Genomic DNA, 13,067 nt, shown 5'->3' with positions numbered 1-13,067 from the left:
CGGCGGCGCGCGGAACATCGGGGGGCGGCGCCCGAGCCGGCCCGCGACCGCGCCAAGGACAGAGGAGGCGGCCATCGCCCGCACCCCCAAGAACCCGCAAGAACGGCCGAAGCGACACCCGCGGGCCGCTGATGCGACCGGGAAGGCCGGCGGCAAAGGTGCCGCCCCGGCGAGGTCCCCCGTTGGCGCCGCGGCGGGCCGAGGCAGGGCGGCCAAGGCGCCGTCCGGTCCCGCCCCCGCGCCGGCCGCGGCGCCGGGACGAGGCGCGCTGGGCGCGCGGCAGCCCCGCGCCGGCAAGGCCGCGGCGGGCGCCGGACCGGCGCGCCCGGCAGCGGCGCGCGAGGGCGTCGAGCGGAAGGCGAAGACGGCCACGGGGCGGAGCGCGACGACGGCGCCGGCATCGGCACGGCGGCCGCGGGCCACAGTATCGCCCGCGGGCAAGCCGTCCGGCGCGACCGCGTCCCGCAAGACCGGCAATGCCGCCGCGGGCATGCGAGCGGCCGGGCGGAGGGTCGCGCCCTCGCCGCAGCGCGTCGCCGCAGGGGCCGGCGCGCGATCCCCGCGTCCCGCGGCCGCCGATCGGGCGGCCGGGGCACGGCGTGGCGTTGCGCCGGATGCGCGCCCGCCGCGTGCAACGGTGGCGGGGCCGGCCCGGCGGCGACCCGGCCCTGCGCCGGTCGCCGCGACGCCATCTCGCGAGCCCAGCGGCACACCGCCGCCACGGGCCGTCAGCCGCCCCGCCCCGCCGCGTCCCGCGCGCGCGGCCGCGGCGCGCGTGCCGAAGGTCGCTCCGGCGCAGCTCGACCGGCTGGTCGAGGCAGCACGGCGGAGCCTCGAGGAGGACAAGGCAGAGGACATCGTCGTGCTCGACGTGACCGGCCGCGCCGACTACGCGGATCGCCTGATCATCGCCACCGGCCTGGCGGAGCGGCAACTGCGCGCGATGGCCGAGCATCTGGAGGAGAGGTTCGCGGAGTCGGGGCTGCCCCTGACGCGGGACCGCATCCAGTCCTCGCCGGACTGGGTGCTGATCGACGCCGGCGACCTGGTGGTGCACCTGTTCCGTCCCGAGGCGCGGGCGCTCTACGCGCTCGAGAGGATGTGGGGCCCCGGCAGCCCGGCGGCGGAAGCGCCCGCCCCGCCGCCGCGGCCGGGCGGAGGGGTCGCCGGCGCAGACGAGGCTTGATGCGGGCGAAATCCGCCACCGACCGGCGCCGAGGTCGCGAATGCGGCCCGCCGCACCGGCGGCGGCGCCCGTTCGGGGTTCGGCCGGCCGTGCCGGCCGCAGGCCGTGCGCCTTCCGATCCGGCGGGAGGCGCGACGAGCGCCCGAACGGGCGATGCGGATGCGGCGAGGACCCCCGGGAGCGAGCCATCGGCCCCGCGACGACGGGCGGCCGTCCGTCGGCTCGGCGAGGCGCCTCGGGCGGCTCCGGCCGATCCCGCCGCGGCGGCCCTCGCTCCTTGCCCGCCGAGCGGATCAACACTCCCGGCCGGCTCCGGCCGGCCGCCATCGCGCTCGCGCCGCACCGCCGGCAGCGGCGCCCGAGGGCTGCGGACCGGGAACGGGGGCGATCGCGCCGCCGCGGCCGTGCGCCGGACCGCGGACCTCGGCCCTCACAGCGAAGCCCCGCCGTCGAGCGCGATCGCCTGGCCGGTGACGTTGCCCGCCGCGGGCGAGACGAGCCAGGCCAGCGCCGCCGCGACCTCCTCCGCGGTGGTGATGCGCCCGGTCGGCGTCGCGGCGGCGGCGGCCGCGGCGTCCATGCCGAGCTCGCGCCAGCGCGCCGCCGCCATCTCCGTCGCGACCCAGCCGGGGCAGAGCGCGTTCACCGTGATCCGCCGCGGCGCGAGCCGGAGCGCCAGCGCGCGGGTCAGGCCGATGACGCCGTGCTTGGCGGCGGTGTAGGCGATCTGGTCCGGCACCGCGCGCAGCCCGAGCACGGAGGCGATCGTCACGATCCGCCCCTCGCCGTCCGGCATGGCCGGCGCGGCCGCCAGGGCGCAGCGCCAGGCGCCGTCGAGGTTGGAGCCGAGCACGGCGCGCCAGTGCGCCTCCGCCCGGTCCTCCTCCGGCGGGTCGGCGCCGGCGGTGCCGGCGGCGGCGACGAGGGCGTGGACCGCGCCGAAGCGCGCGGCGAGGTCGTCGAACAGCCGCCGCACCGCGGCGGGGTCGGCGACGTCGAGGGCGGCGAAGGCGACGCCCGGCGGCAGCGCCTCGCGCGGCTCGCGCCGGGCCGCGGCGATCACGGCGTAGCCCTCGCGCGCGAGGCGCGCGGCGCAGGCGCGGCCGATGCCGCGCGTGCCGCCGGTGACGACGGCGAGCCTCGCCGCCCCGCCCGGCCCGCCGCCCGCGCTCACGCCGCCGTCGTCCCGCCGTCCACCGGCATGACGATGCCGGTGACGAAGCTCGCATGGTCCGAGGCGAGGAAGGCGACGACCGCCGCGATCTCCTCCGGCCGGGCGAAGCGCCCGAGCGGCACGGCCGCGGCGTAGGCCGCCTCGCTGCCGGCGCGGTAGCGGTCCGGATAGCGTGCGGCGAGCTCGGCGATCACCCGGCGCAGCATCGGCGTGTCCGTGCTGCCCGGCGCGATGCAGTTGAAGCGGATGCCGTGGTGCGCGAAGTCGAGCGCGGCGGATCGCGTCAGCTGCGCCAGCGCCGCCTTGCTCGCCCCGTAGGCGGCGGAGACCGGCTTGCCGATCAGCGCCTGGTCGGAGGCGATGTTCACCACCGCGCCGCCGCGCCCGCCCGCGATCATCGCCGGCAGCGCCGCCTGCAGCACGGCGAAGGGGGCGAGGAGGTTGACGCGGACGATCCGCTCCGCCTCGGCGATCGGCGTGTCGAGCAGCGAGCCGAGGGCGGTGGCGCCGGCGTTGTTGACCACGATCTCGAGCCCGCCGCCGAGCGAGGCCACGGCGCCGGCCACCGCCGCCGGCACCGCGGCGAGGTCGGCGAGATCCACCTCCGGCAGGTCGAGCCCGGCGACGCGGGCGCCCGAGGCCTCCAGCACCGCCGCGATGGCGCGCCCGATGCCGCCGCGATGGCCGGTGACCAGCGCCCGCTTGCCGGCGAGCCCGGCGATCCGCGGGAGACCCGCGCTCACGTCGTTCCCTTCCTGCCCGGCCATGTCCGCTCGTCCGCGCCTCCCCGGCGTTCCGCGCCGTGACCAGATTCCGCGCCATGGCTCGGACGCGCAACCGGCGGCGCCGCGGACAACACGCGGGCGCGAGGGGATGCCCGGCGCCCGTGCCGATCCGAACGCGGCGCGTTCCAAGGCGTTGGAATTCGAGAAACCCGCGAGACGCCGGGCGGCAAGGGCGTGCCCGCGACAGCCGCGAAGGAGCAAGCGGTGATGGATCAGGACGAGGGCGGCGCCAAGGTGCCGGAGAGCGACGCCAGGGAGTTGGCGCCCGAGCGGACCGGCCAGGTGGAGATCGCGCGCAACGCCGAGGAGGTGTTCGCCTTCGTCTCCGATGTCCGCAACCTCCCCGCCTTCCTGTCGGGCATGCGGAGCGCGGTGCCGCTGGACGGCGGCCGGGTGGCGGTGGAAGGGGCGCAGGGCGGCCGGCGCTACCGGGCCGAGGGATGGATGCGGGTGGACCGAGAGGCGCTGACGATGGAGTGGAGCACGCCGCCAGGCAGCGAGCCGAGCTGCGCCGGAACGCTGCGCGTCGTGCCGCTGGGCGGCACCGACGCGGCCGCCGGCGCCGCGGTGCGGTCCCGGCTGGAGCTTCGCCTGCGGCTCGGCCAGCGCCCGACCGCCTCCGCGGCGGCCGCCAGCGGGATGCGTGCGCAAGGGCGCGGCCAGGCCGGCCGTACCGTCGAGGAGGCGATCGCCCAGACCCTGGCCTCCATCCGCAGCCTCTGCGAGGGGACGGAGGCCGGGCGCGAAGCGAACCCCCGCGGCCTCGCGCGGATCGCCGACGCGAAGGCGGCGTCGGAGACCCGTCCGGACGACCTGGCTCCGGAGCAGCCCCGACCGCCGGACCCCGGCCGCGGCACGGGGGAAGGCGGCCCGGAACCGCAGGACGGCCGGCCATAGGGTCGGTTATGAGCCCGGCTGACCGTTTGGAGAGGCTTGTGGCGACCCGGTCCAGGGCGATCCGAGCCCGGGATGTGGCCCCGAGAGACCTGCGGCCGGATGGCCGAGCCTGGCCCGAAGACGCGGCGCCATCCGTCGGACCTGACAGACGAGGATTGGGTACCGATCGAGCCGCTGATGGCGAAGCCTGCGCGGCGCGGCCGCAAGCCGTCGGCTGGCCTGCGGGAAGTGTTGAACGCGATCCGCTGTCTGGCCCCGAGCGCGGGCGGCTGGCGGGTGCTGCCGGTGCACTTCGGCCCATGGCGGACGGTCCCCTGCACCACGGTCGATCGGGACGCTTCGCAAGCGGGCGTTATCCGCGGGAGGGATGGACGACGGCAACGGACGAGACGGCGCAGCCGCGGGCCGCGGCGGGCGGACGTCGCGGCAGCGGAAGTTGCAGCCGTGCTGCGGCGGCTGTGCGGCGGGGGGCTGGCGCCGATCCGCCAGGGCGTGCGCCGCCACTTCGGCGGCTTCGCCTGAGGCGTCGCAGCGGGCCCCGCCGCCCGCCACGACCGCGGAAGCCGGTACATGGCGGATGCCTTCCGGAAGGCGATCGCCGCCCTCGGCATCGCGGGGCCGCCCGCCTTGGTCCGGGCGCCGGAGGGCAACGGCTGCGCCGAGCGCTGCCCCCGCTCCCTGCGGGGGACCGGCCCCGGCTGCGGACCTTCGACACCGTCGAGGAGCCGCGCTCGGCGCCGCTCGCGTTCCGCAAGACCCGCACCACCCGGCGGATCGAACGGCACGGATTCGGACCACCCGCCGCGGTCGGGAACGAGCCGCTGCCAACCGCGGCGCTCGCCGCACGGGCTTGCATCCGGCGACCCAGGCACCGCAGGCGGCGTCGCCACGCGGCCGATGCGCCGGGCTTCGCCGCCACCAACCTCGGCATGGAACAGGGCATTGGACTGCGGGCACGGCGCTCGCCGACACCCGCTTCGCTCCCGCCGGGGCCGGCGTCGCCCTTGAGGCGCGGCCGATCGAGCCCCGGTCGCCATCGGCCGCACCCGGCCGCGCCGGCCCCACGACTTCCGCCCCGCCTGACCTCGGCCACGCCCCCATGCACAGGCCGCAGACGCAAATCCGACAGGCTGCTAGCCGGCCACGCGGTCGCGCCTCGTCCGCAGCGCGCGCACTACCCGCCGCGCGGGCGCGAACAGCCCGACGCTGCGCAGTCCCCGTTCCAGCGCCGCACGGACCGGCGCGGGCAGTGCGGAGGGTGCCGGCGCGAGCCCGGCCCGCCGCGCCTTCGCCAGGGCCGTCCCGTGGTCGTACGGCGTGCGATGCACCGCGATCGTCCCACGTTCCGTGTCGAGCACGAGGAAGCTCGCGCGGCGGTCGGCCGACCGCGGCTGGCCGACCGTGCCGGGATTGACGAGGTAGTAGGCATCCTCGCGGAGGACGACCCGGTCCCCGGCGCACGCGCGTACCGCTCCGTCGCCGCGCAGCTCGTAGATCCCGAGGTGGTGCGTGTGCCCGAAGGCGCAGATCCGCGCGCCCGAGGGATGCGCGCGCAGCGCCTCGAAGCACGCGCGCCGCCGCTCGTCGCTGTCGAGCCGCGTCATGTCGCACCCCACTCCGCCGGGAAGCAGCGCCCCGTGCACTGCGACGAGCCGGTCCGCGACGCACGCCTGCAGCGGCAGCCCGGCCAGGAACGCGCGCTCGCCGTCGGGCAGCCGGCGGCGGGTCCAGAGGACGCCCCGGGCGGCGGCGGCGCTGAAGCCCGCGGTCGTGATCCGTCCGGCCACCGCCCTGTCGTGGTTCCCGGCGACGCAGAGCGCGCCGACCTCGCGCAGGAGCGCGATGCACGCCACCGGGTCGGCGTTGTAGCCGACGACGTCGCCGAGGCAGACGACGCCGTCCACGCCCTGCGCCGCGATCCGCCGCAGCGTCGCGCGCAGCGCCTCGAGGTTCGCGTGGACGTCGGAAAGGAGCGCGATCCGCACGGCTCAGGCCTTCGCCTCCGCCCGGTGCGGCGGCGGCTCCTCCCGCGCCCGGGGCCGGCGGAACCGCTGCGCCAGCCGGCCGCGCAGATACGGCCACGCCACGCCGCGCAGCCAGGGCATTGGGTCGTCCCAGCTCATCGTCGCCTTCGCCTCGCAGCGGAGCGCCCAGGACAGCCAGGCGAGGCGCGACAGGCCGCACGCCTTCGCCGCGCGCCAGTCCTGCGCCGGGCGGCACCACGATACGCCGGCCCGGGCGCGCGGCGGCACCGCCGGCCGGGGCAGCCCCGTGAGGTCCGCGTGGACGAGCGCGGGCAGGTTCACCCCCGCCACCGCCCCCAGGTGATGCCAGAGATTGAAGCGCGGATTGACCTCGAGCAGATGCAGACCGCCGTCCGGCGCGCGCTTGAAGTCGAGCTTCGCGACGCCCCGCAGGCCTAGCGTCCGGACGATGTCGCGGCCGAGCCCGGCCACGTCGTCCGCCGCCGTGATCGTCAGCGCCGTGCTGTGGCCGAGCTCGATCGGGAGGGTGCGGATCTTCCGTCCCGTGAACTCGGCGGCGATGCCGCCCTGCGCGTCCACATAGACGTGGTAGCTCTCGATCCGCGTCTCGGGGCCGGGGACCATCTCCTGAACCAGCAGGTCGGTCTCCGCCCCGGCCAGGCGCGGCCACAGCGCGCGCAACGCCGCCGGGTCGTCGGCCCGCAGCGCCTTGCCGGCGCCGCCGACCGCAAACCAGCCGTCGTCGCGTCGCAGCGGCTTGACGATCACGGGGAAGCGCAGGCCGAGGTCGTCGGGCAGCGTGCCCGCCCCGGGGCGGATGCGGCGCGTCGCCGGGACCGGCAGGCCGAGCCGCTCGGCCAGCGCCTGGAAGCGCCCCTTGTCCACCAGGTCCTCGACCAGCGCCGCGGCCGGCACCACGAACCGGAAGGCCTCCGCCAGCCGCTCCCGATGGCGCGAGACGAGCAGGAGATGCGAGTCCTCCTGGTAGAACAGCACGGGCGGCTCGGCCTGCGCCGTCGCGAAGCCGATCAGGGCCCCGAGCAGGCCTTCCTCGTCGCCCCCGGCCCCGTCCCAGCGCAGCGCCGGCCTGGCGAAGCGCGAATGCAGGGCCGGACCGCCGGCGGGCCCGGCCGCCACCGCGCAGCGGATGCCGGCGAGGCCGAGCGGCCGCACCAGCTCCATGTCGCCGAGGACGCAGGCCAGCGGCACCGCGTCGCGCCGTCGTTCGCTCATTCGGGGCTGTCGCGGCGCGCGTCCGTCGCCGTCCTCGGGTGGTACTGCGTCATTCGTCCGGAACGGGCCGGGCTTGAGGTCGGGCCCGCGCATGTTGGGACACTCGAGCCATCCAACGAACGTATCGGATGTGCGATCACTTCAAGACTGCGGGATCGGCGTGCACACCGAGGGCGATCGCGCCCTAGCGATGGTTCCGCTGCCACTCGAGGCGGAAGAACAGCGCGGCCGGCCACCGCGCGGCGCGGCCGACGGGCAGCCGACGGGCCGCGGCCTCGGCCAGATGGCGCAGCCGCCGGAGCCAGAGCGGCAGCGAGGCCGACCCCACATACCCCGCTGCCACCGGCACCGCGCCGTTGGCGAAGCGGCGCTTGTAGTCCTCGTCGCCCGCCCCGAGCTCGATCGCGCCGATGCCTGCCGCGGCCGAGGCGCGGATCAGCTCGAGCAGCAGGATCCGCCCCGGCGCGGACTTCGCGTGCTCGCCGTCATAGGCCGGGAACCAGTAGTGCAGGACGGTGGGCGAGCGCATGCCGATGTGCGCCGCCACCAGCCGGTCCCCCGCCGTCAGCGTGGAGAGCACGCCGGCGAAGCCCTCCGCCCGCGTCGCCTGGAGGCGCTCGAGCAGCGCCACCGTCCAGGGATGGGCGAACACGTCGAGCGCGCCCGTTGCGCGGTACTGCCGCCGCTTCCACGCGATCAGCCGGTGCAGCGTGCGCGGATCCGGGTCGTGCAGGACGAAGCGCAGCGGCCCGAGCCGGCGCTCGAGGCGCCGCGCGTGCGACAGGGTCTGGGCGACGACGGCGTGCCCGGCGCCCTTCCGCTCGCGCGCATAGCCCTCGAACCCGCCCGCCCCGAGCGCGATCACGTGCGAGTCCGCGACCCTGCGGTGGAAGGGCGCGAAGGCGCGCTGCCCCGCCCGCATGTGGGTGAAGTCGAACACCGCCAGGCCCGAGGCGCGCACCAGGGCGCGCGCGTCGCACTCCCACCCGGGCGCCGCAATCAGCGCCTGGCAGTCGGAGAGGCCGCCGGCGACGGGCCTGCCGACGCGGCCGCGGCGCTGGAAGGGGAGGAAGGCGCGCACCGCCCCGCCATCCTCGACGACGGCGACGCGCACGTCCTTCCTCACCTCCGCGACGAGGCGCGTGAACTCCGGCCGCAGATACGGGCTCGCGAGCGACGGGTCGTCCGCCAGGAAACGTCGCCAGGTCGCGAACTCCGCCTCGCCGAGCTCCCGCGGCGCGACGATGCTCACCCGCACGGGCCGGCTCCCGGAACGGCGGCCCCCCGGCCGGGCGGACGGCCGGAGACCGGCCGGCGGCGCACGCCGGCCTCCGCCTTGCGCGCTCGTGTTCGCGGGACCTGCGGGAACATGCGTGCGGGACAGCCCCCGTGCGGCGCCGTGCCGGCGGCGCGATGCGCTTCGTCGCCATCCCTTCGCAGCCGCGACGGGCGCGGACGAGTCCCATTCCGTTGATCGCGGGCGCGGCGCGATCAACGCTTCCGGATCACGGCCGGGACGCGCGCGGGCCGCCGGGCGCGATCGTTCCGAATTCGCAATCGCAGGAATTCCATCGGCGATGGCGCCGAACTGAGCGTTCGAGAAGCGATATCAGTCCTATCCTTTCACGATCGCGGAGGAGCAGCCCGGCGTGTTCATCAGCCCGTTGGTTCGCGCCCTGCCCCGCCTCGGGCGGGTCGAGCGGTGGCGTCCGGCTCGGGCCGGTCGGGTCCTGAGCGAGATGGAGGCCCTGCCCTTCGCCGGCCTCGAGGCGATCGTCGGGGACGGCACCGCGCTCGTGCTCGCGCCGCACCCCGACGACGAGAGTCTCGGCTGCGGCGGCCTGATCGCCGAGGCCTGCGCCCGGGGCCGCCCGCCCGTCGTCGCGGTGCTGACCGACGGAACCTTGTCCCACCCCACCTCCCGCGACTTCCCGCCGTCCCGCCTGAAGGCGCTGCGGGAGACGGAGACGCGCGCGGCGGCGGCGGCCCTCGGCCTCGGCACCGACCGCCTCCACTTCCTCGGCCTCCCCGACGGGCAGGCGCCGCGCGACGGACTGGCCATGCGCGCGGCGGCGGAGCGGCTGGCGCGGCTCGCGCGGGACCATGCCGCGAGCGCCATCCTCGCCACCTGGGAGCACGACCCGCACCCGGACCACGCGGCGGCGCACGCCATCGCGCGGGAAGCGGCGCGCCTCGCCGATGCGCGCCTCGTCTCCTACCCCGTCTGGGGCTGGATGCTGCCGCCGCGCCATCGCCTGCCGGTCGGCACGGTGACGGGCGCGCGCCTCGACATCGCCCGCCACCTGCCCGCGAAGCGCCGGGCGATCGCGGCGCACGCCTCGCAGACCACGGGGGTGGCCCCCGGCGGCCCGGCGGGCTTCCGCCTGCCGGAGACGCTGCTCGCCCTGCTCGACCGTCCCTTCGAATCGTTCCTGTTCGCGCGATGACCCATGCCGCCGCCCCCGGACGCGGCCAGGCGCCGGCCGCGTCGGTCGTCATCGCGGCCCACGAGGCCGCCGCCTTCGTGCAGGACGCCATCCGCTCGGCCCTCGGGCAGACCCGCCGGGACATCGAGGTGGTGGCGGTGGACGACGGCTCCACCGACGGCACCTGGGGGGCGATCCTCGACTGCGCGCGTGGGGACGCGCGCGTCCTCCCGCTCCGCCAGCCGCGCCGCGCCGGCCCCTCGGCGGCGCGGAACCTGGCGATCCGGCACGCCCGCGGGCGCTGGCTCGCCGTGCTCGACGCCGACGACCTTTTCCTGCCGGAGCGGCTCGAGCGAATGATCGCCGAGGCCGAGGCGCGAGGGGCGGACCTGCTCGCCGACAACCTGCTGGAGACCGACTTCGTCACCGGCAAGCCGCTCGGGCGGCGCTTCACCGACGCCGAAATGCGCCACGACGGGCCGGTCCCCCTGATCGAGGCGGTGCGGCGCGACATGCCGGGCACGGCGTGCCGCGGCCGGTTCGGCTTCCTCCAGCCGATCATCCGCCGCGACTTCCTGCGCCGGCACGGCCTCCGCTACGCCGAGGACCTGCAGGCGGGCGAGGACTTCCTTCTCTACTTCGAGTGCCTGGCGCACGGCGGCCGTTTCCACCTGACGCCGGAGGCCCACTATGTCTACCGGCTGCGCGCCGGTTCCGTCTCGACCCGCCGCTCGGCGACGCTCTGCCTCAGCGCCGCCAACCGGCGCATGCTGCGCATCGCGGCCGCGCTCGGCGACGGCGAGCTGCTCGCCCTGCTGCGGCGGCGGCAGCGGCTGATCGACTTCGACAGCTTCGCGCTGCTGGCGGAGCGGGGATATTTCGGCGCGGCGCTGCGCTACCTCCACTGCACCGGCCCGGCCAGCCTGCTGCGCCATGCCCGCGTCGCCCTCGGTGCGGCGCGGCGCCGCCTGGGCGCCCGGGCGTCGCGCGGCGCCCCGGGCGTGTCCACCGCGGCCCGGGGTTGAGCGCCGCCGCCGTCGCGGGGCCGGAGCGGATCGCCGTGCCGCCATGGTCGTCCCTCCCCACCGGGCTGGCACCGCACGGCGCCCCGCTCCCGCCGCGAGGCGCCGCCCTTTCCCCGTTCCCACCGGCGGGGCCGCCGCCGCGCCGCAGCTCGCCCTGAGGGAGACCCGATTGCGCAGCTTCCGCCTTCCCGGGCCCCGCTCGGCATCCTGGGTTCTCGCCGAGAACCTGGGCTCGGCGGTCTTCTCGCTGTTCTCGATGCTGCTCATCGGGCGCGCGATCGGACCGGAGGCCGCCGGCGTCGGCACCGTCGCGATCGCCGCCTTCCTGCTGCTCGACGTGCTCACCGGATCGCTGTTCAGCGACGCCCTGGTGCAGCACCCGGCGCTCGCCGCCCGCCACGCGCGCAGCGCGACCACCGCGGCGGTGCTCGCGGGCCTCGGGACGGGCCTCGCGCTCGCCCTGATCGGGCCGCTGCTCGCCGCCGGGACGGGCATGCCGCAGGTCGCCTGGCTCGCGCTGGCACTCGGACCGCTGCTGCCCCTCTCGGCCTTCTCCGGCGCCGCGTCCGGGCTGCTGCTCCGCGAGCTGCGCTTCCGCCTGCTGGCGCTTCGCGTGCTGGTCGGCCTGCCGCTCGCGCTCGTCGCCGGCCTGCTCGTCGCGCGCGAGGGCCATGGTCCCTGGGCGATGGTGGCGGCGCAGGTCGTCGCCACGGGAACGACCTTCCTCCTTGTCCTCGCCTTCGGCCGGCTGCGGCTGCGCCCCGCGCTCGACCTCGGCGCGCTGCGCGAGCTCTGGCCCGTGGCCGGGCCGCAGATCGCGGCGGTCGTGGTGATGGTGGGGAAGTACCGGATCTTCCTGCTTGCCCTCGGCCTGGTGGTGACGGAGGCGACGGTGGCGCTGTCGCATTTCGCCTTCCGCATGCTCGACGCGGTCCTCGCCACCGTCTGGCAGTCGGTCTCGCGGCTCTCGCTGCCGCGTCTCTGTCGGCTGCAGCACGACCGGCCGGCGCTGGCCGAGGCCTATGGCGAGCTCGCGGAGCTGCAGGCGCTGATGGGCCTGCCGCTCGCCGTCGGCGTCGCGCTGACCGCGCCCGACCTGGTGCACGCGCTGCTCGGGCCGGAGTGGGCGGAGACGGCGGATGCGGCGCGCATCGCGGGGCTGGCCGCCGCGCTCGGCTTCCTCCACGGCGACCACTCCAGCCTGTTCGTCGCGGTGGGGAAGGCGCGGCGGAACTTCTACACCTCGCTCGCGGCGCTCGGCGTGCCGCTGCTGGCGCTCCTCGTGGTCCGCCCCGCCACGCCCGCCGGGGTGGCGCTGGCCTGGGCGATCCAGTCCCTGGTGCTGCCTCCGGTCCTCGCCTGGCTGGTGCTGCGCGAGCTGCGGCGGTCCCCGCTCTGGCTCGCCAGGCGCGTCGCGCCGGCCGCCGCGGCGACCGGGGCGATGGCGGTCGCCGTGCTTCTGGTGCAGCAGGGGCTGATGGCCGACATGCTGCCGCTGCCGCGCCTGCTCGCCGCAGCGGCGGCCGGCGCGGCGGTCTTCCTCCCGCTCGCCTTCCTCGCCCTCGGCCGCCGCTGGCCGCATGCGCTGCGGCGCGGCACTGCGGGGCCGGTGCCCGCCGAATGAGCGCCGCCGCGCGGGCACCGTCACCGGGACCGGCCCGGCGCCCCGTCCGGTTCCCCTTCCGCCGCGCCGTCCGCCGACACGACCGCGCGCGGCTCGGACACGCGCTCCGCCAGCGCCTCGCCGTCCCCCGCCGTGCGCCAGGGCGGCGAGGAGCCCATCCCACGCCCGCGCGGGCCGGCGCGCCTCGGCGTGCGCCTCGGCCTCGTCCCGCGCCGCAATCCGCTGCGACAGGATCTGGCCGAGGTGCTTGCGGGCTTCGCGCAGCTCGTAGGGACGGCGCGGGGAACCCGGTGGTGGCAGGCGACGAGGCCCCAGAGCGCGCCGTCGCGGACGATGGAGGCCGACAGGGACACGGCGACGCCCATGGTCTTCAGGTACCGGACATGCACCGCGACACGCCGCGCAGGGGCAATCGCCCATGTCCGGCGGCCGGCCCGTGGCGGGGCAGAGCCCTGGCTCGGGCGCGGCCGGCGTGTAGCCGACATCGGGGATCGTGCGGAGCGGGTTGCACGGGTAGAGCAGATCGCGGACGGCCGGGCACGGCCGGAAGCGCGAATCGGCCCGGCAGACAACGAGCTGAAGCCGTTGCTGCGGCCACAGCCGAGCGGAAACGGCTCTAGCTGTCGCTGCTATGGAGGTTGTCCCTCCGGGGCTGATACGCACGGCACCTGAGTCTGGCTCGTGGGGGATTCCGGCTTGGCTGTGATGGTGATTCGCTGTCTTCGCTGAGGA

Annotated in this window: 12 protein-coding genes; 6 read left to right on the top strand and 6 right to left on the bottom strand. The window is 77.0% G+C overall.

What is annotated here, in order from left to right; all coding sequences use genetic code 11:
* Positions 1 to 775: 775 nt before the first annotated feature.
* Positions 776 to 1,186 carry a ribosome silencing factor gene (rsfS, locus tag IEX99_RS22305; protein WP_229677770.1) on the top strand — a complete coding sequence of 137 codons (411 nt, stop codon included), beginning with the start codon at positions 776 to 778 and terminating at the stop codon, positions 1,184 to 1,186.
* 430 nt (positions 1,187 to 1,616) lie between these two features.
* Here the strand turns inward: rsfS and IEX99_RS22300 are convergent, their stop codons facing one another.
* On the bottom strand, positions 1,617 to 2,360 hold the full coding sequence (locus tag IEX99_RS22300; RefSeq protein ID WP_229677769.1) for an SDR family NAD(P)-dependent oxidoreductase: 744 nt from the start codon (positions 2,358 to 2,360) through the stop codon (positions 1,617 to 1,619).
* Positions 2,357 to 3,103 carry an SDR family NAD(P)-dependent oxidoreductase gene (locus IEX99_RS22295; RefSeq protein ID WP_229677768.1) on the bottom strand — a complete coding sequence of 249 codons (747 nt, stop codon included), beginning with the start codon at positions 3,101 to 3,103 and terminating at the stop codon, positions 2,357 to 2,359. Before IEX99_RS22295 ends, IEX99_RS22300 begins: the two co-directional genes overlap by 4 nt.
* Before the next feature lie 249 nt (positions 3,104 to 3,352).
* On the opposite strand from IEX99_RS22295, the gene IEX99_RS02895 reads away from it, so the two are divergent.
* Both IEX99_RS02895 and IEX99_RS02890 read left to right on the top strand, forming a co-directional pair.
* Positions 3,353 to 4,042 (top strand): SRPBCC family protein, encoded by a 690-nt coding sequence (locus tag IEX99_RS02895; protein WP_188898318.1) that lies wholly within the window; start codon positions 3,353 to 3,355, stop codon positions 4,040 to 4,042.
* 99 nt (positions 4,043 to 4,141) lie between these two features.
* Positions 4,142 to 4,564, top strand: coding sequence for a transposase (locus IEX99_RS02890; RefSeq protein ID WP_188898316.1), 423 nt, complete (start codon positions 4,142 to 4,144; stop codon positions 4,562 to 4,564).
* Between the two features lie 611 nt (positions 4,565 to 5,175).
* Here the strand turns inward: IEX99_RS02890 and IEX99_RS02885 are convergent.
* The 3 genes from IEX99_RS02885 to IEX99_RS02875 form a co-directional block, all read right to left on the bottom strand.
* Positions 5,176 to 6,027: a metallophosphoesterase family protein gene (locus IEX99_RS02885; RefSeq protein WP_188898314.1), complete on the bottom strand. Its 852-nt coding sequence runs from the start codon at positions 6,025 to 6,027 to the stop codon at positions 5,176 to 5,178.
* A gap of 3 nt (positions 6,028 to 6,030) precedes the next feature.
* Positions 6,031 to 7,260, bottom strand: a complete 1,230-nt coding sequence (locus IEX99_RS02880; RefSeq protein WP_188898312.1) for a carboxylate--amine ligase — start codon at positions 7,258 to 7,260, stop codon at positions 6,031 to 6,033.
* 184 nt (positions 7,261 to 7,444) lie between these two features.
* Entirely contained in the window at positions 7,445 to 8,518 is a 1,074-nt protein-coding gene (locus IEX99_RS02875) for a GNAT family N-acetyltransferase (protein WP_188898310.1), read from the bottom strand.
* Between the two features lie 391 nt (positions 8,519 to 8,909).
* Between IEX99_RS02875 and IEX99_RS02870 the strand changes: the two genes are divergently transcribed.
* The 3 genes from IEX99_RS02870 (at position 8,910) to IEX99_RS02860 (ending at position 12,335) form a co-directional block, all read left to right on the top strand.
* Positions 8,910 to 9,707: a PIG-L deacetylase family protein gene (locus IEX99_RS02870; protein ID WP_229677767.1), complete on the top strand. Its 798-nt coding sequence runs from the start codon at positions 8,910 to 8,912 to the stop codon at positions 9,705 to 9,707.
* Entirely contained in the window at positions 9,704 to 10,711 is a 1,008-nt protein-coding gene (locus IEX99_RS02865) for a glycosyltransferase family 2 protein (protein WP_188898308.1), read from the top strand. Before IEX99_RS02870 ends, IEX99_RS02865 begins: the two co-directional genes overlap by 4 nt.
* A 169-nt stretch (positions 10,712 to 10,880) precedes the next feature.
* A complete protein-coding gene (locus IEX99_RS02860; protein WP_188898306.1) occupies positions 10,881 to 12,335 on the top strand; it encodes an oligosaccharide flippase family protein in 1,455 nt (484 codons plus the stop codon).
* Positions 12,336 to 12,355: 20 nt separating this feature from the next.
* Here the strand turns inward: IEX99_RS02860 and IEX99_RS22780 are convergent, their stop codons facing one another.
* Positions 12,356 to 12,820: a GAF domain-containing protein gene (locus IEX99_RS22780; RefSeq protein WP_188898304.1), complete on the bottom strand. Its 465-nt coding sequence runs from the start codon at positions 12,818 to 12,820 to the stop codon at positions 12,356 to 12,358.
* Positions 12,821 to 13,067: the final 247 nt, after the last annotated feature.

Source organism: Caldovatus sediminis (genome assembly GCF_014644455.1).
Classification (GTDB): domain Bacteria; phylum Pseudomonadota; class Alphaproteobacteria; order Acetobacterales; family Acetobacteraceae; genus Caldovatus; species Caldovatus sediminis.
This window is presented reverse-complemented; position numbering and strand designations above follow the sequence as displayed.